This is a genomic window from Melioribacter sp. Ez-97, from assembly GCF_051488665.1.
In the GTDB taxonomy this organism is placed as follows: domain Bacteria; phylum Bacteroidota; class Ignavibacteria; order Ignavibacteriales; family Melioribacteraceae; genus Melioribacter.
Genome location: NZ_JBPSEG010000002.1, coordinates 12,915 through 28,957, shown reverse-complemented (window position 1 = coordinate 28,957; position 16,043 = coordinate 12,915). Strand labels below are relative to the sequence as shown.

19 protein-coding genes are annotated in these 16,043 nt (G+C 42.0%); 9 read left to right on the top strand and 10 right to left on the bottom strand.

Going from position 1 to position 16,043, the window contains the following annotated elements:
• Window positions 1-5: 5 nt before the first annotated feature.
• The 3 genes from ACSSWA_RS02440 to ACSSWA_RS02430 form a co-directional block, all read right to left on the bottom strand.
• Window positions 6-1,481, bottom strand: a complete 1,476-nt coding sequence (locus ACSSWA_RS02440; RefSeq protein ID WP_437354997.1) for an aminotransferase class V-fold PLP-dependent enzyme — start codon at window positions 1,479-1,481, stop codon at window positions 6-8.
• A gap of 114 nt (window positions 1,482-1,595) precedes the next feature.
• Complete coding sequence (locus ACSSWA_RS02435) at window positions 1,596-2,456, bottom strand: sigma-70 family RNA polymerase sigma factor (protein ID WP_014857434.1); 861 nt, start codon at window positions 2,454-2,456, stop codon at window positions 1,596-1,598.
• A gap of 266 nt (window positions 2,457-2,722) precedes the next feature.
• The gene (locus tag ACSSWA_RS02430; RefSeq protein ID WP_437354996.1) at window positions 2,723-3,310 is read right to left on the bottom strand and encodes a sigma-70 family RNA polymerase sigma factor; all 588 of its coding nucleotides are present in this window, start codon (window positions 3,308-3,310) and stop codon (window positions 2,723-2,725) included.
• 141 nt (window positions 3,311-3,451) lie between these two features.
• Between ACSSWA_RS02430 and ACSSWA_RS02425 the strand changes: the two genes are divergently transcribed.
• A complete protein-coding gene (locus ACSSWA_RS02425) occupies window positions 3,452-4,051 on the top strand; it encodes a tetratricopeptide repeat protein (protein ID WP_422881936.1) in 600 nt (199 codons plus the stop codon).
• Here the strand turns inward: ACSSWA_RS02425 and ACSSWA_RS02420 are convergent.
• Genes ACSSWA_RS02420 through ACSSWA_RS02395 form a run of 6 tightly spaced genes read right to left on the bottom strand, consistent with a single transcriptional unit; the run spans window position 4,041 to window position 8,027 of the window.
• Window positions 4,041-4,802 (bottom strand): hypothetical protein, encoded by a 762-nt coding sequence (locus tag ACSSWA_RS02420; RefSeq protein WP_422881934.1) that lies wholly within the window; start codon window positions 4,800-4,802, stop codon window positions 4,041-4,043. The genes ACSSWA_RS02425 and ACSSWA_RS02420 overlap by 11 nt on opposite strands.
• Before the next feature lie 16 nt (window positions 4,803-4,818).
• A complete protein-coding gene (locus ACSSWA_RS02415; protein WP_437354995.1) occupies window positions 4,819-5,301 on the bottom strand; it encodes a universal stress protein in 483 nt (160 codons plus the stop codon).
• Entirely contained in the window at window positions 5,298-5,846 is a 549-nt protein-coding gene (locus ACSSWA_RS02410) for a cyclic nucleotide-binding domain-containing protein (RefSeq protein WP_422881931.1), read from the bottom strand. The genes ACSSWA_RS02415 and ACSSWA_RS02410 overlap by 4 nt, the downstream gene beginning before the upstream one ends.
• 11 nt (window positions 5,847-5,857) lie before the next feature.
• On the bottom strand, window positions 5,858-6,613 hold the full coding sequence (locus tag ACSSWA_RS02405; RefSeq protein WP_422881929.1) for a HisA/HisF-related TIM barrel protein: 756 nt from the start codon (window positions 6,611-6,613) through the stop codon (window positions 5,858-5,860).
• A complete protein-coding gene (locus ACSSWA_RS02400) occupies window positions 6,606-7,757 on the bottom strand; it encodes an acyl-CoA dehydrogenase family protein (protein ID WP_437354994.1) in 1,152 nt (383 codons plus the stop codon). The genes ACSSWA_RS02405 and ACSSWA_RS02400 overlap by 8 nt, the downstream gene beginning before the upstream one ends.
• Before the next feature lie 57 nt (window positions 7,758-7,814).
• Window positions 7,815-8,027 carry a hypothetical protein gene (locus ACSSWA_RS02395; protein ID WP_014857426.1) on the bottom strand — a complete coding sequence of 71 codons (213 nt, stop codon included), beginning with the start codon at window positions 8,025-8,027 and terminating at the stop codon, window positions 7,815-7,817.
• A 186-nt stretch (window positions 8,028-8,213) separates the two neighbouring features.
• Between ACSSWA_RS02395 and ACSSWA_RS02390 the strand changes: the two genes are divergently transcribed.
• The 7 genes from ACSSWA_RS02390 (at window position 8,214) to ACSSWA_RS02360 (ending at window position 14,691) form a co-directional block, all read left to right on the top strand.
• Window positions 8,214-9,044 (top strand): alpha/beta hydrolase family protein, encoded by an 831-nt coding sequence (locus ACSSWA_RS02390; RefSeq protein WP_422881927.1) that lies wholly within the window; start codon window positions 8,214-8,216, stop codon window positions 9,042-9,044.
• 10 nt (window positions 9,045-9,054) lie between these two features.
• Window positions 9,055-9,609, top strand: a complete 555-nt coding sequence (locus ACSSWA_RS02385; RefSeq protein ID WP_422881925.1) for a biotin transporter BioY — start codon at window positions 9,055-9,057, stop codon at window positions 9,607-9,609.
• A gap of 38 nt (window positions 9,610-9,647) precedes the next feature.
• Window positions 9,648-11,654, top strand: coding sequence for a heterodisulfide reductase-related iron-sulfur binding cluster (locus tag ACSSWA_RS02380; protein ID WP_437354993.1), 2,007 nt, complete (start codon window positions 9,648-9,650; stop codon window positions 11,652-11,654).
• Between the two features lie 13 nt (window positions 11,655-11,667).
• The gene (locus ACSSWA_RS02375) at window positions 11,668-11,859 is read left to right on the top strand and encodes a hypothetical protein (protein WP_014857422.1); all 192 of its coding nucleotides are present in this window, start codon (window positions 11,668-11,670) and stop codon (window positions 11,857-11,859) included.
• Window positions 11,860-11,983: 124 nt separating this feature from the next.
• Window positions 11,984-13,153, top strand: coding sequence for an MFS transporter (locus ACSSWA_RS02370; RefSeq protein ID WP_437354992.1), 1,170 nt, complete (start codon window positions 11,984-11,986; stop codon window positions 13,151-13,153).
• Window positions 13,154-13,155: 2 nt separating this feature from the next.
• A complete protein-coding gene (gene dusB / locus ACSSWA_RS02365) occupies window positions 13,156-14,151 on the top strand; it encodes a tRNA dihydrouridine synthase DusB (RefSeq protein ID WP_437354991.1) in 996 nt (331 codons plus the stop codon).
• Between the two features lie 18 nt (window positions 14,152-14,169).
• Window positions 14,170-14,691 (top strand): adenine phosphoribosyltransferase, encoded by a 522-nt coding sequence (locus tag ACSSWA_RS02360; protein WP_437354990.1) that lies wholly within the window; start codon window positions 14,170-14,172, stop codon window positions 14,689-14,691.
• Here ACSSWA_RS02360 and rsmI read toward each other — a convergent pair.
• Entirely contained in the window at window positions 14,676-15,386 is a 711-nt protein-coding gene (gene rsmI, locus ACSSWA_RS02355; RefSeq protein WP_437354989.1) for a 16S rRNA (cytidine(1402)-2'-O)-methyltransferase, read from the bottom strand. The genes ACSSWA_RS02360 and rsmI overlap by 16 nt on opposite strands.
• A gap of 216 nt (window positions 15,387-15,602) precedes the next feature.
• On the opposite strand from rsmI, the gene ACSSWA_RS02350 reads away from it, so the two are divergent.
• Window positions 15,603-16,040, top strand: a complete 438-nt coding sequence (locus ACSSWA_RS02350) for a hypothetical protein (RefSeq protein WP_437354988.1) — start codon at window positions 15,603-15,605, stop codon at window positions 16,038-16,040.
• Window positions 16,041-16,043: the final 3 nt, after the last annotated feature.

Below are 16,043 nucleotides of genomic sequence, written 5' to 3'. Positions count from 1 at the left end.
AGTCCCTAATCCCTAATCTCAAACCACTCCTCAATATGCTGCCAGCTATCGTCGTTATAGAAAGTATGAGTGTATTCATTTGTCCTTGGCGAGTAAACATAATCTTTCGACCAACTATCGACATTCTGAATTATTTCCTCGATTGCGTCGAGAATAAATTCAAGTTCCGCGTCGGTCATAGTAGGATGAAGCGAAAGTCTCACCCAGCCGGGTTTTTCCGACAGGTCTCCTTTGTTAATTTTTTCGGTAATATATTTGGAACGCGTCGGATCGACATGGAGCAGATAATGACCGTAAGTGCCAGCGCAGGAACATCCGCCTCGCATCTGTATTCCGTATCTGTCATTCAGCAATTTAACCATTAAATTGTAGTGAACGTTTTCAACGTAGAAAGAGATTACGCCGATTCTCTCTTCGTGTTCAGCCGCGAGGATATGGAGTCCTTTGATTTTTTTCAAGCGTTCGAACGCTTTAGCGAGCAATTGATTCTCTCGCATACGTATATTGTCGACTCCCATCTTTTCTTTCAATTTGACGACGAGCGCGGTTTTAATTGCCTGCAGAAAGCCGGGCGTGCCGCCGTCTTCTCGAGTTTCAATGTCTTGTATGTATTTGTGTTCGCCCCACGGATTTGTCCAGTCAACCGTTCCGCCGCCGGGGTGATCGGGCACTCTTCGATTATATAACTTGGAATCGAATATCAAAACGCCCGAAGTGCCCGGTCCGCCTAAAAATTTATGCGGCGAGAAAAAGATAGCGTCGAGTTTCCATGCGGGATTTTCCGGGTGCATATTGATTTTCACATACGGCGCCGCCGCCGCAAAATCGACAAAACAATAACCGTCGTACTGGTGTATCAATTCTGCCATTTCATGGTAAGGAGGTTCTATTCCCGTAACGTTCGATGCTGCCGTAAACGAGCCTATTTTAAATTTCCGGTGGCTATAAAGATCCAATAAATGTTTGAAATGATTTAAGTCGACCAATCCTCTTTCGTCGGGTTCTATCAGAACAACGTCGCAAATTGTTTCCAGCCATGACGTTTGATTGGAATGATGTTCCATATGAGTCAGAAATACTACGGGCTTTTCTTCTTTCGGAATTTTAACATGCTTTTGAAGCTGTTCGGGCAGTCTCAAACCGAGGAGTCGCTGAAATTTGTTTACAGCGGCTGTCATACCGTATCCTGCAAAAAGCAAAACATCCTTATCCGAAGCATTGACGTGTTTTTTGATAATATTTCGCGCTTCATGGTAAGCTTTTGTCATCGAAGTGCCCGTAACGGAGGATTCCGAATGCGTATTCCCCACAAACGGTCCGAAACGCTCTCGTATTATTTGTTCAATCGGGTCGTATAACCTGCCGCTTGCAATCCAGTCGGCATAGACTATCTTTTTTTTGCCGTAAGGACCGTCGAATGTCTGGTCGATACCCGTAATATTTCGTCTGAATTTTTCAAAATGCTTTTCGAGAGTATTCATATGCATCCATTTTTTAGTACAAATATAAGAAGATTTTATTCTGAGGGTAAAAAAAAAGCCTCTCATAAGAATAGATGAGAGGCTTACACTAAAAAAGGGGGGTAGAAATGAAGATTATCCTAAATAAGCTTTCAAATTTTTGCTTCTGGAAGAATGACGCAGTCTGATAAGAGCTTTTTCTTTAATTTGGCGCACGCGTTCGCGTGTAAGATTTAATTTTTCTCCGATTTCTTCCAGAGTTAATGAATGTTCCTTGCCTAAACCGAAATAGAGACGAATCACTTCGGCTTCTCTTTCAGTCAGTGTTGAAAGGGAGCGTTCGATTTCGGTTTTGAGAGACTCTTTTAACAGAGTATGGTCGGGCGAAGGTTGATCCTCGTTTGGCATAACGTCGAGCAGACTATTATTGCTGTCGTCGCTGTGTGCAAAAGGAGCGTCCATTGAAATGTGTCTTCCGGCAATCTGCATTGCATAATTGACGTCCTGGACGTCCATGTCGAGCTGTTCTGCAATTTCCTCGGCGCTCGGTTTTCTTTCGTATTCCTGCTCGAGCTGGCTGAGAGCCTTGCCCATTTTATTCAAAGCGCCAACGCGATTTAACGGGAGGCGCACCATTCTGGATTGTTCGGCAATAGCCTGCATAATCGATTGTCGAATCCACCAGACGGCGTAAGAAATGAACTTAAATCCGCGCGTTTCGTCGAAACGAAGACCGGCTTTAATCAAGCCTAAGTTTCCTTCGTTTATCAGGTCGCCTAAAGGAAGACCCTGATTCTGGTATTGTTTTGCCACGCTGACAACGAATCTCAAATTAGCCTTTGTCAATTTATCGAGGGCTTGTTTGTCTCCCTTTTTGATTCTTTTGGCTAATTCGATTTCTTCTTCCGGGGTAAGGAGGTCAACTTTTCCGATTTCTTGAAGATATTGGTCTAAAGATTTGCTTTCCCGGTTCGTAAATTGCTTGGTTATCTTCAACTCTTCATTTCTCCTTATATTATTGAATTACTCTGTTTTTAACTTCAATCAATACATAATAGTTCCACGGGGCTCTAATTTTGCCCGGTCGGAAAATTGATTTATTTTTGTATTGCTATTTAATTTCTCCTCTTACAGAGAAGTGTTTAATGATAGTAATGTAAAGGTCTTCGATAGTAGCTCGTAGATATGTTGCTCGATTTCTCATCCGGCAAAAATACGCAAAATAAATATCATTGTCCAGAAAAAATTCAGAAATTTTATTTTTAATTTAAAATTAATTTACTCTCTCCGTCTACAAAAGACTTACCTTTAGCATACGAATAGAGGAGGGTATAGAGCATTTTGCGGGCTCTGTGAAGGCGCGAGCGTACCGTACCAACCGGACAATCGATAAAATCGGCTATCTCTTCGTAAGAATATCCCTCGATGTCGCTCAGAAAAATGATTGTTCTGAAATCATTGGGAAGTTTTGCCAAGGCATCGGCAATCTCGTCGCTCATTACGTCGCTGAAGGCGTCGTTTTGCACATGTGATGAGGCTATTTCTTCAGAGCGTATATTTTCATAAAAGTTTTCGATATCGTCATAATTTACTTTCCCCGGCTGTCTTTTGATTTTGCGGTAAGAATTAATAAAGGAATTTTTCATAATCTGAAATAGCCAGGCTTTTACATTCGTCCCTTTTTCGTATTGATCAAAAAAGCGGAATGCTTTTAAAAGAGTATCCTGGAGCAGATCTTCGGCGTCGTCGGGGTCTCTCGATAATTTTAATGCAAACGACTTAAGCGCGGCTATATGCGGCGTTATCTCATTGTCGAATTCTTTACGTCTGCTTTCGTTTGTGCTGGCCATTTTCTTCCTTTAAATATGACAGTTAATCTTATTAACAGACGGCGGGTATTTTTAGTTCAATTTGTCTCAATTCTGTAAAAAATGAAGATAAATTATTACGAAATTTACTAAGTTTGTGAAGTTATAAATACGGAGCCAGAAATGAAATTCAAATCAGTTTATATATATTTATTGCTCTTTACCGCTTTTATCGTAACGGTAATTTTTCTTTCGGTAAATACGGATACTACCAATCCGCATCCGAATATGCCGAACGACGAAATCCATAAAGGGATGTCGCAGAAGAAAGGGGAAATGCCCTCCGGTTCGAACGTTATGGAACAAGCAATTCAGAAACTGAACGCTCTTAAAAAGGCGTACGAAGAAAATCCGAACGACACGCTTAGAATAAGAGAATATGCCGATATGCTTACAATGGCGCATAAACCGGAAGAGGCTCTTAAACTCTATGAAAAACTCCATTCAATCGATCCGAAACGAATCGACGCAATGCTGCAGCTTACGTTTATTCATTTTAACCTCGGCGAACTCGACAAAGCCGAAGAATATACGGCAAAAATTTTGAAAATCGACGGGAACTATCCGCTGGGACTCTATAATATGGGCGTCATCCAGCAGGTGAAAGGCAACGAAAAAGAGGCGCGCAGATACTGGGAAAAATTGATTGAAAAACATCCGAACAGCCGGGCTGCTCAAAACGCCAAGGAGATTCTGGAAAGTCTTAAAACCGTTAATCGGTAAAGATTTCCTTGATTAAATTTTTATCGACTTCTTCGAAATAGTAATTCTCAATCTTTATTCCGGAACGGGTCTTCCAGATTTCTTCGGGTGGCATTATTTTATTTTCGAATTTGTTTTTGCCTGAAAATTTTTTTCTATCGCACACGACGTAGAGAGGGATTTTCCGGTGTTTACACGCCAGAGCCAAAATGCCGCTTCCGGTTTTATTAACCACATTGCCGCTTTTAAGCACTGCGTCTGCGCCTATAATTCCCGCTTCGTATTTCGAGGTCTCATTATATATCATCGCTTCGGTTATCAGTTTAACATTAATACCCGTTTTATGTAACCGGCGAGCCAGTACGCGTCCTTCGAACTGCGGTCGAGATTCGGCTACCGCCGCCTTTAGATTGTCTCTTTCTTCGGAGAGCCGCTTCAATATCTCGTAAACAGTTTTGCTGTTGGATATGGTTATGAAAGAGGAGTATCTAATAAGCCGGTTACGGCAATTTTGATAGATATTATCGTAGATATTTAATATGAGCTTGTCGTATTTTTCAAAAAATTCATCGAGGCTTTTTTTAGTTTTAACAGCTTTTCTTAATTCATGCAAATAATGTCGGATATTTTCGAAAGTTGCGAATTTATTTCCGAAATTATCGAGCAGGTCGGGAAAAAGGGGGAGTATGTTCTTTTGGGATTTTAAATGTTTATGCATTTCTTCGAGCAGTTCGCTGCTGCCCGAAATATTGTCGTCCGTGAAATTTTTCATATCGACTCGGGTAAAATCAGACTTGTCCGTTTTGAGCGTTAAACTGGAATCCTTTGATCGGTTTACGCAAAGTCAGAACTGGACAGGGAGCTTTGCGAACGACTTTTTCAGCCGTGCTGCCGAAGAGAAGATGTTCAACGCCGGTATGACCGTGAGTAGCCATTATAATTATATCTGCGTCCACATCGCGCGCCGTTTCGATTATCTCGACGAACGGCTTGCCGGTTTTAATTATTCTTTCTGCTTCGAGCGAAGGGTCGACGAAAGATTTTATGAGTGAATCCATCTCTTCTTCGGCTCTGTTCTTTATGTCGTTTTCGAGCGACGGAATGGCAACCTGACCCATGCTGAAGTCCGCAGGATAAATGACCGGTTCGATTACGTAGATAATATAAAGTTTGGCGTCGAATTGTTTTGCAAATTGCACTGCGTATTTCAAGGCGTCTTTGGAATAATCGGAAAAATCAACGGGCACCAAAATTTTTTTAATCAGATTCATAGCTGCTTCTCCCTTGTTCTTATTTGATTATAAAGCTCCAGATATTCTTTGTTAACATTACGCAGACGAGTTGCAATAATATGGATAAGACCTTTCAGGATTTTAATGCCTTCCTGGGGATGAGCTTCGATAAATTCGTCGAGGTCGGGTTTGAAAATGGCAGCTATAAAAGAATCTTTCAGAGCGACGGCGCTGGCGGCTCGCCGTTCTTCGTCTATCAGAGCCAACTCGCCGAAGAAGTCGCCTCTTGTAAGGTGAGCAAGATCGAATTGTTCGCCGTCCTCGTTTTCCTGTGTAATTAACACTTCGCCGCTGACGATTATATAGAGAGCTATTCCGGGATCGTTCTGATAAAAGATGTATTCGTTGGCTTTATAAAAACGATTGTGTATTAATTTCATCAGTAATTTCAGGTATTTCGGAGTTAGATTTTTAAACGGAGGTATTGAAGCCAGCACTTCTTCCAATTCATTCTTGTCCGTCGGGCTTTTGAACAGGTTTGCCCAGAAACTGCTTTTTTCCGGTATTCTTATTTGGGGTTCCATTTTATCTCGGCTCAATTAAATAATCCCGCTTCAGCCACACGCCAAATTTTTTGACACGAAAAACGGTTTTCGTATAAAGCTCTTCCGATTATTACCGAATCGATATGATTGCCGCCTTCTTTTTGCAACTGTATCAGATCGCGGTATCCGGAAATGCCTCCCGAATGTGTAACTTTCTTTTCTGTAATTTCGGCAATTTTTTTGGATAATTCAATGTTCGGACCCAATAACATTCCGTTGCGCCTTACGTCGGTGACAATATAACGTTCGGTTCCCAGTTCTTTCAACATTTTTGCATAATCGAGCGCATCGATACCCGTGAAAACTCTTCTGCCTCTTGTGACCACCTGACCTTCAATAACATCGATTGCGGCGACAACTTTATTGGGCGAAAATTTTTCGAGTATTTTTACGTACTCGTTTTTATTTTCGTGAGCTAGAGTTCCGATAACAATCCTTGCCGCTCCCAGATCGAATGCTTTTTCTGCGTCTTCCAGATTGCTTATACCGCCGCCGAGCTCTACGGGAATTATTACGCTTTCGCATATCCTTCTGATTACGTCGTGATTGACGTGCGAATGATACCATGCGGAATTGAAATCGACCACATGAAGGCATTTTGCGTTCTCGGCGCGCCAGATAAGAGCCATCTCAACCGGGTCGTTGCCGTATGAGGGACAGTTTAATTCCGGAATGCCCTGAACAACCCTGACGGTTTTGCCGTCCTGAATATCAATCGAAGGTATAATTAATATCTTCTTAGCCATCGAAGCGCCATTTGCCGTTATTTTTAATTGTCTTTCTGCTGATAATCAACTTTTGAATCTCGCTTGTGCCTTCGAATATTTTCAAAATCCTGACGTCTCTGTAAAAACGTTCTATCGGCAGTTCCCGCGAATAACCCATTCCGCCGTGGATCTGAAGAGCTATATCCGCAATTTCCTGGACGGCTTCGGAAGCATATAATTTTACAATTGCCGCGTCCTGACTGACATCGAGACCTTCGTCGTATTTTTGCGCGGCTCGGAATAATATACTCTCCATAAGATATATTTTTGAAGTCATATCCGCAATCATAAACTGAATTGCTTCGAAGCGGGAAATCGGCTGGTCGAATTGTATCCGTTGATTTGCATATTGGACAGAAAGCTCGAGCATCTCTTTGGCGGCGCCGAGCGAGCAGGCGCCCACCGTCAATCTGCCGGCGTCCAAAGCTTTCATTGCAATCGGAAAGCCGCGCCCTTCTTTGCCTATTAAATTTGCTTCCGGAACTTCTACGTTGTTAAAACGGATCGGATTCGTAACGCTTCCGCGAATACCCAATTTTTTTTCGTTTGGTCCGACCTCTACGCCGCCAAATTCTTTTTCCACTACGAATCCCGTAATCCCTTTTTCGGTTCGGGCGAATACCGTAAATATATCGGCTATGGCGCCGTTAGTTATCCATAATTTTTCGCCGTTTATTATCCACTTATTTCCTTTTTTGACTGCTGATGTTCTAATATTGAAAGAATCCGAACCGGCTTGCGCTTCGGTAAGGCAGAATGCCGCAATTTTATTGCCCGTCGTAAGAAGGGGAAGGTATTTTTCTTTTAATTCTTCGGAACCGCCGATAAAAATGGCATTCGTTCCGATCGATTGATGAGCGCCGATAAAAGTAGCGGTAGAACCGCACACCCGGGCAACTTCTTCCTGAGCTATACAATAGCCGACTTCGCCGAATCCTCCTCCTCCGTATTTTTCCGGAAAAGCGGTTCCCAAAAGTCCGACTTCGGCAATTTTTTCGATCAAATCGCGCGGAATATATTCTTCCTCGTCGATTTTTCGGGCAAGCGGTTTAATTTCAGAATTCGCAAATTCCCTCACGGTTTGGCGCAGCATTAGATGTTCTTCGGTAAATTTCAGATACATAGATGATTTTCGACCTTTTTGAAGGTCAAAAATACATAAATGAGAGCTAAAAGAAAATTAAACCGCTTCGGACGTTTCAACGGCGAACATTTTGTACTGTTTATAAAGAGCAACGGCGCTTTCGAAATCGAAGCGCGTTCTTATTAAAAAACTTTCGTCCCGTTGTTTTAACGGCGGTTCCGGCTCCCATTCCAGATTTGAATTGAGCACCTTGTTACTGGCTGTATCGACTATAGCCCACTTTGCAACACCGTCCTTATACGATTTCATGACAAGATGTATCTTTCCCTCCAATCCAAATCTCATTGCTACGTCAAACCATTTTGCTTTTTCTTCAATTGTCATGGCACTAGTATTTATTTATTCTACTTTAATAATCGGATAAAAGTAAAAAGACTTTAGTTTTAAAGAAAATTACTTGACTTTAGACGGGCGAATCTTGATATTTCGTGCAATATGATAAGAAATTTCACTTTTACGGCTTCCGATAACGAGCGGATTTTTGCTACTGCATACCTGAATGAAACTCGCTTTTCGGGAAATGCACTCGTTCTTGTCCACGGTTTTAAAGGATTTAAAGACTGGGGATTTGGTCCGTATGCCTCGCAATTCTTTGCCGATAACGGATATCTTACCGTCGCTTTTAACTTTTCTCACAACGGTGTAGACGAGAATAACGAATTTACCCGGCTCGACAAATTTGCCGACAATACTTTTTCCAGGGAGATAAGAGAATTAAACGAAATTACCGACGCCGTCTACAATGATTGTCTGAATCTGAACTTCAAAGGAAAAATCGGATATATCGGACACAGCAGGGGAGGAGCCATTTCGATTCTGACGGCTTCGCGCAGAACCGACATTCCCGCCGTTGCTTTGTGGGCTTCGGTATCGAAATTAGACCGCTATTCCGAAAGGCAAAAGGAAGAATGGCGTAAGAAAGGTTATTTCCAGGTTATGAATATGCGCACTAAACAAAAAATGAAATTAAACCTCACTCTCCTGGAAGATATCGAAAAAAACGGCGAGGATTTGCTCAATATTCAAAAAGCAGTCTCTAATTTCGATCGACCTTTGTTGATTGCTCACGGCGACCGGGATTTGGCTGTTCCACCCGAGGAGGCAGAAGAACTTTATAATTGGGCAAACAAAGAAAAGACCGAACTCTACATTATCCGCAATACCGGACATACTTTCGGAATAGTTCATCCTTTTAAGCATTCAAACGAAAAATTTGATAAATTGCTCGATAAAACTGTGACATTTTTTAATAACAATCTCAAATAAAGGGGATACTATGACAACCAAAGAAAATGCAAAGCGTTTTATTCTGCCGCTTTCGGCGACTAAATCCAGAGACGCGGCTCTCGTATTGCTTTTTTCAGCTCTTACATTTTTGAGCGCTCAAATTATAATACCGGCTCAACCCGTGCCTTTTACATTGCAGACAATGGTAGTGTTGCTCTCGGGTGCATTTCTGGGCGCGCGCAACGGCGCTTACAGTCAAATTATATATATTGCCGCAGGCGCTATCGGAATTCCCGTATTTGCAGGCTTCGGATTCGGTTTTATGAAGTTATTCGGACCTACGGGAGGATATCTGCTTGCTTTTCCTTTCGCGGCGTTTATTGCAGGCTATCTGCTCGAAAAGAATCGTAGCTTTTTGAGAGTTTTCGTTTCGTTCCTCCTTGCCGACGCTATGATTATATTGTCCGGGGCGCTCTATCTTTCAGTATTCTTCGGAGGTAATCTCAAGGCGGCTTTATTCAGCGGAGCCGTTCTCTTCTCGGTATGGGATATTTTGAAAATTACGGCAGCCGCTTTTTTGGTAGTTACCATTAGGAAAAAATAAAATCGCTCTTGTTTTATCAAACTTAAAAGAAGAGACTGATGACTACAAAAACCATAGTTTTTACAATTATATTTTTAACTGCGATGGGATTCTTCTTATTCAATTTAAGAAGAATCCTTTCGTATCTGAGAGTAGGGCAGCCTGAAAACCGATTCGATAATATACCTGAGAGAATTAAAAACGTAATTAAAATTGCTTTCGGTCAGTCCAAATTATTGCGAGAACCGGTAGCGGGCGCAATCCATTTTCTGATTTTTTGGGGATTCATGCTTTTCTTACTGGCTGTAGTCGAATCGATAATTCAGGGATTTTTTGAAGGCTTTAATTTCAGCTTCCTTGGAAAAATTTATCTAATTATAACTTTTGTCCAGGATTTATTCGGACTGTTCGTAACGATAGCCGTGCTGGCGGCGCTCTTCAGAAGATTTGTAATTAAAGTGCCCCGGCTGAATGTGGGGAAGAAAGGCAATCTCGATGCGGCGTTTATTCTTCTGATGATATTTGGCATTGTCTTTTCAATGTTCGGACAAAATATCATTCATATTGTAAATAACGATTTTCATTATGCAGCAAACGAGTTTAAGCCTGTTTCAATGCTTTTAAGCGGCGTGTTATTCGACAACCCGCATCAAATCAACTGGTCGTACTACGAATTTTTCTGGTGGATGCATATCGGTTTGATCTTATTGTTCCTGAACTTTTTGCCGTATTCAAAACATTTCCACGTTGTCACTTCGATTCCGAATGTATTCTTTTCAAAGATTGGCAACGATAAATTTGTTCCGAAAACAATTGATCTTGAAGACGAAGATGCCGAACAATTCGGCGCGGCGGATATCGAGCATTTAACCTGGAAGCAATTGCTCGACGGTTTTTCCTGTACTGAATGCGGACGATGCACAGTCGCGTGTCCCGCCGCAAATACGGGGAAAAAATTATCGCCGAGGGAAATAATCGTCAGCATTCGTCACAGAACCGAAGAAAAAGCCCCGCTGATATTACGAGGCGACAAAGAAAACGAATTATTCGAAAAGTCTCTCGTCCATAATTATGTATCCGATGAAGAATTGTGGGCATGCACTACTTGCGGCGCTTGCGTTAACGAATGTCCCGTTTCGATTGAGCATCTCGACGCAATTATCGATATGCGCAGAAATCTTGTTTTAATGGAATCGAATTTTCCGCCGGAATTAAACACGGTCTTTAAAAACATCGAAACGAATTTTACGCCGTGGGCATTCAATTGGCAGGACAGAGCCAATTGGGCTGAAGGAATGGATGTTAAAACGATAGCGGAAGACCCCGAATGCGAATTTCTCTTCTGGGTAGGCTGCGCAGGTTCGTTCGATGCCCGATATCAAAATGTGACAAAAGCAATTGCAAAATTGCTGCAAATTGCGAATATTAATTTCAGAATTCTGGGTACTGAGGAAAAATGCAACGGAGATACGGCCCGCAGACTGGGCAATGAGTATCTGGCGCAAATGCTGATCCGGGAAAACGTAGAAACTTTGAACAACTACGGCGTTAAAAAAATTGTTACTGCGTGTCCGCATTGTCTGAACACGATCAAAAACGAGTATCCGCGTTTCGGAGGCAAATTCGAGGTTGTACACCATACTGAATTATTGACAAAATTAATCGAAGAAGGTATACTAAAAATCGACGAGGACGGCAAAGAAAAGATTAAAGTAACGTATCACGATTCTTGTTATCTCGGCAGATATAATAATATTTACAATCCGCCGCGCGATATTTTGAATAAATTGGGTAAATTTGAATTGATTGAAATGGAGCGTTCCAGAGACAAAGGATTTTGCTGCGGAGCGGGAGGCGGAAGAATGTTCCTTGAAGAGAATGAAGGCGAAAGGATCAATCTCAACCGTTCAAGAGAAGCGGTTGAAACGGGCGCACGAAAAGTCGCTTCGGCTTGTCCTTTCTGTATGACTATGCTGAACGACGGCATGAAAAGCCTCGATAAATCCGAAGAAATAGAAATTAAAGATATTGCTGAAATTATTCTCGAAAATGTAATTACTAACTAAAAAAGGAGGAAGTATGCAAAAATATCAACAGTTGGTGGAATTCGTTAAAAGTTTGGAAGCCGATGCAGTCAAATTTTACGAAAAAGGACAGGCTGCAGCAGGTACACGCCTGAGAAAAGGATTGAGCGAATTGAAAAAAATGGCTCAGGATATCCGCAACGAAGTTCAGGAAGTCAAAGCGCAAAGAAAGGCTCCAAAAGAATAATATCAAATCGGGCAGACCCGGGAAAATTAATCTGCGGGTCGCCCTCCTTTTTATACGTACTTCACATCTTATTTATCCGAAAATTCCTATCTTTGAGTTTTATTTCTCAAGAAATTTCTGATTTATGAAAAATAGAACCGCTCTTGTAATCGTATTCTTTACGATTTTTATCGATTTAATGGGTTTCGGAATACTGATTCCGTTATTGCCAACATTTGCCAGCAAACAGCTTGCCGTTTCCGATTTCGGTATCGGTATTATTGTTGCAATTTTTTCGCTTATGCAGTTTTTGTTCAATCCCGTACTTGGTAAACTTTCCGACAGAATCGGCAGAAAACCGCTCATTACAACCACGCTTTTGATGACGGCTACTTCGTATATTATTTTCAGTTTTGCCGATTCGTTTCTGATTCTGCTCATTTCCAGGATGCTTGCAGGCATCGGGGGAAGTAATATAGCAGTCGCTCAGGCTTATATTGCCGACGTCACTTCGAAAGAAGACAGGGCAAAAGGAATGGCGCTGATCGGCGTGGCTTTCGGACTCGGTTTTGTATTCGGTCCTTTAATCGGAGCCTTCCTTTCAAAATTCGGATACGACGTTGCAGGATTTGGCAGCGCCGCTTTTTCTTTTATGGCTTTTCTCTTTGCGTTCTTTTTTCTGCCCGAATCAAATCTAAACAAGTCGAAAGATTCCCGGATATCCTTAAAGTTAATCGACGTCAAATACATTTCAAAAGTTTTGAAGATTCCGCGCGTCGGACTGTTGATTATTCTCTTTTTCATCATAATTTTTTCGATTGCAAATTTATACGGTACTTTTGCGTTATTAGGCTATAAACATTTCAACTTTACGGATCAGCAAAACGGATTCCTCTACGGAATTATGGGAGCTGTTGGCGTATTGGTACAAGGATTTTTTGTTAAAACGGCGGGCGGCAAAATTAACGAAAGGAAATTAGTCTTGTGGGGAACTGTCTTGATGATGTTAGGATTGGGAGCGATTCCGTACGGTTATAATTTTATAGGCGTTTCGATTGTAGTGGTTATTCTGTCGATTGGCACTGGTATTTTACAACCGACAATATTAAGTTTGGTATCAAAATTTTCGCCGGATAACGAGCAGGGCGCAATACTCGGAATAAATCAGTCGCTGGCGTCGCTTGCGCGCGTACTGGGACCGCTTTGGGGCGGATTTTCGTTCGACTATCTGGGATACTATGCGCCTTTTCTAACCGGCGCTTTCTTTACGTTTGTTACTCTCGTATTGACGTACTATTATTTGAGGACTGATTGAGTATGTTCAAAGTCGGTAATATCGAATTGAATAAACCTTTGCTGCTGGCGCCGATGGAAGATGTTACGGATATTGCATTCCGTAAATTATGCAAGGAATTTGGCGCCGACATAGTTTATACGGAATTTGTTAATTCCGACGGGCTGGTGCGTTCGAATAAAAAAACTCATCGTAAAATGGAAATTACCGAACAGGAGCGCCCTGTCGGAATTCAGATTTACGGAGGCAATCTGGAACCGATGGTCGAATCCGCTAAAATCGTCGAAGCTTTGAATCCCGACATTATCGATATTAACGCGGGCTGCTGGGTTAAAAAAGTAGCCAACAGAGGCGCGGGCGCCGGGCTTTTAAAAGACCCGGAATATATGGGAGCAATGGTAAAAGAAATCGTAAGAAACGTTAAATTGCCTGTTACCGTAAAAACCCGTATCGGATGGGACGAAACTACGATTAATATTCAGGAAGTGGCTAAAAGAATAGAAGACGCAGGCGCAGCAGCTTTGACAATCCATTGCAGAACCAGAAGTCAGGGTCACAGCGGCGAACCCGACTGGTCGTGGATCGATAGGGTTAAAGAAGTCGTTTCAATTCCGGTTATACTAAACGGCGGAATATTTTCAGCAGAAGACGTCAAACGCGCTTTCGAAACAACTTCTGCAGACGGAGTAATGATTGCGCGGGGAGCGATTGAACGTCCCTGGATTTTCCGGGAAGCCAAAGAACTACTCGAATACGGAGAAATTAAATTTGAGGATACTCCCGAAAAAAGATTCGAAATAGCCCTGCGCCATCTTAAATATTCCATCGAATTAAAAAATGACGAAAGAACCGCTATTATTCCGTTCAGAAAATTCTGGTCGGGATATTTGAAGGGACTTAAAAATTCTTCACACGTTAAGCGGGAAATGATGCAGTATACGGAATATGCGCCGATCGAAGATTTACTGATGAGATATCTCGAAGAATTGAAAGCAACAGAAGATCAGCTTTCCAATTAATAAATAAGGACGCAAATAATGGACCTGAAAAGTTACATCCGAACCGTACCGGATTTCCCCAAAAAAGGAATTATGTTTCGCGACGTGACGACGCTTTTAAAAGACAGTAAGGCTTTGAATTATGCCGTCGATAAATTGTACGAAATTAGCAAGGATAAAGGGATTACAAAAGTAGTGGGAATCGAATCGAGGGGTTTTATTTTAGGAGCCGCTTTGGCTCTTAAGTTGAATGCCGGATTTGTGCCGGTTCGTAAACCCGGTAAATTGCCCGCGCAAAAATTGGCTGAAACCTACGAGCTCGAATACGGCTCCGATACGATCGAAATTCACAAAGACGCAATTCAAAATGGCGACGTTGTTCTGATGCACGACGATCTGCTGGCTACCGGCGGCACGATGGAAGCGGCTTGTAAACTGGTCGAAAAGCTGGGCGGCAAAATAGTTCAGATCTCATTTTTAATCGAATTGTCGTTTTTGAACGGACGCGATAAATTAACCGATTACGAAATACATTCGCTTATCGATTACGATTCCGAATAATCTTCTTCCCTCCATTCCAGAGGCGATATTATAACTACAAACTCCCCTTTAATATTTTTGGAGGGGAGTTCTTCCAACAATTCCGAAGGTTTTCCCCGCCAGACTTCTTCGAATTTCTTTGTCAATTCCCTGCAAACTACCACAGTCCTTTCGGGCATATATTCCGACAATTCTTTCAGAAGTTTTTCTATTCTGTAAGTCGATTCATAGAGTACGATTGTGCGGTTTTCGCGCGAAAGTTGCTCGAGTTTCTTTTGTCTTCCTTTTTTCTGCGGCAGGAAGCCGTCGAAAACAAAAGAGCTCGAAGGAAGTCCGCTAATGCTCAGCGCTGCAGTTAAAGCGCTTGGACCTGGCGCGGGAGCTACGGTTATATTTTCAGCGACGGCTCTGTTTATTAATCTGCTTCCCGGATCGGAAATAAGCGGAGTGCCTGCGTCCGATATCAAAGCGCAATCTTTCCCGCTTTTGACTTCTTCTATTATATCGTCGATTGTTCTGGATTCGTTTCGCGCATTTAATACTTTTAGTCTTTTTTCGATACAGTAATGCGACAATAAAATTCCCGAAACGCGTGTGTCTTCGCATACGATAAAATCGACGTTTTTCAACACTTCGACGGCTCTGAACGTAATGTCCTTTAAATTTCCGATGGGTGTTGCAACAACGTAAATTTTGCCCGATTCTTTTTCCGCCATAAAATTTACCATTCTTTTAATCAAATGTAATAAAATCCGTACGATTATTTCTGACAGGACATAAATTCGATTATCGCAGTCAGTAAAAATAAATTTAATGAAAAATTTGTCCCTTAAATATTTATAAGAAGAAAACTAAACAAAAGACGGGCGGCAATCGATAATAGGGCAGAAGTAAGGATACTTTCTAAACAATAAAATCATAGGAAGGATACTATGAAAAAGCTAATCGCTCTCGTATTGCTGCCGTTCTTATTTGCCTGCAATGCCGAAAAGATAGTCGAACCCGTCGATGCAGAAATCTTCAGCGGACAATATCAGTCGGTGCCTTATAACTCGGCATCCGAAGAGCCTGTTGTAGTTCTTCTGTATACGCAGGAAGGCAACAAGGTTTACGGAACCGGAAGCTGGAATGCCATTACGTTCAATTTTGAAGGCACTATGGTAAATAAACATACCATATTTACCTTCCAGTTGAAGGACACCAATATGGGTAATCTGAACGGCGATATCGACGCCTGGCTGGGCGAAGACCTCAGTATGGCCGGCGGATATAAACTCTGGAATTCGAGCACTTTACTCAACGGCCCGATCCGCTTTAAACTCGTAAAAAATATGAGTAAAAAGCACGACCAGGGAATCGGCAGCAATTAATAG

What these genes read in the sequence shown, in the direction of transcription:
- ACSSWA_RS02440 (WP_437354997.1), bottom strand. Translation starts at nt 1,481, where the DNA reads ATGAATACTCTCGAAAAGCATTTTGAAAAATTCAGACGAAATATTACG.
- ACSSWA_RS02430 (WP_437354996.1), bottom strand. Translation starts at nt 3,310, where the DNA reads ATGGCCAGCACAAACGAAAGCAGACGTAAAGAATTCGACAATGAGATA.
- ACSSWA_RS02425 (WP_422881936.1), top strand. Translation starts at nt 3,452, where the DNA reads ATGAAATTCAAATCAGTTTATATATATTTATTGCTCTTTACCGCTTTT.
- ACSSWA_RS02420 (WP_422881934.1), bottom strand. Translation starts at nt 4,802, where the DNA reads ATGAAAAATTTCACGGACGACAATATTTCGGGCAGCAGCGAACTGCTC.
- ACSSWA_RS02415 (WP_437354995.1), bottom strand. Translation starts at nt 5,301, where the DNA reads ATGAATCTGATTAAAAAAATTTTGGTGCCCGTTGATTTTTCCGATTAT.
- ACSSWA_RS02410 (WP_422881931.1), bottom strand. Translation starts at nt 5,846, where the DNA reads ATGGAACCCCAAATAAGAATACCGGAAAAAAGCAGTTTCTGGGCAAAC.
- ACSSWA_RS02405 (WP_422881929.1), bottom strand. Translation starts at nt 6,613, where the DNA reads ATGGCTAAGAAGATATTAATTATACCTTCGATTGATATTCAGGACGGC.
- ACSSWA_RS02400 (WP_437354994.1), bottom strand. Translation starts at nt 7,757, where the DNA reads ATGTATCTGAAATTTACCGAAGAACATCTAATGCTGCGCCAAACCGTG.
- ACSSWA_RS02395 (WP_014857426.1), bottom strand. Translation starts at nt 8,027, where the DNA reads ATGAAATCGTATAAGGACGGTGTTGCAAAGTGGGCTATAGTCGATACA.
- ACSSWA_RS02390 (WP_422881927.1), top strand. Translation starts at nt 8,214, where the DNA reads ATGATAAGAAATTTCACTTTTACGGCTTCCGATAACGAGCGGATTTTT.
- ACSSWA_RS02385 (WP_422881925.1), top strand. Translation starts at nt 9,055, where the DNA reads ATGACAACCAAAGAAAATGCAAAGCGTTTTATTCTGCCGCTTTCGGCG.
- ACSSWA_RS02380 (WP_437354993.1), top strand. Translation starts at nt 9,648, where the DNA reads ATGACTACAAAAACCATAGTTTTTACAATTATATTTTTAACTGCGATG.
- ACSSWA_RS02375 (WP_014857422.1), top strand. Translation starts at nt 11,668, where the DNA reads ATGCAAAAATATCAACAGTTGGTGGAATTCGTTAAAAGTTTGGAAGCC.
- ACSSWA_RS02370 (WP_437354992.1), top strand. Translation starts at nt 11,984, where the DNA reads ATGAAAAATAGAACCGCTCTTGTAATCGTATTCTTTACGATTTTTATC.
- dusB (WP_437354991.1), top strand. Translation starts at nt 13,156, where the DNA reads ATGTTCAAAGTCGGTAATATCGAATTGAATAAACCTTTGCTGCTGGCG.
- ACSSWA_RS02360 (WP_437354990.1), top strand. Translation starts at nt 14,170, where the DNA reads ATGGACCTGAAAAGTTACATCCGAACCGTACCGGATTTCCCCAAAAAA.
- rsmI (WP_437354989.1), bottom strand. Translation starts at nt 15,386, where the DNA reads ATGGCGGAAAAAGAATCGGGCAAAATTTACGTTGTTGCAACACCCATC.
- ACSSWA_RS02350 (WP_437354988.1), top strand. Translation starts at nt 15,603, where the DNA reads ATGAAAAAGCTAATCGCTCTCGTATTGCTGCCGTTCTTATTTGCCTGC.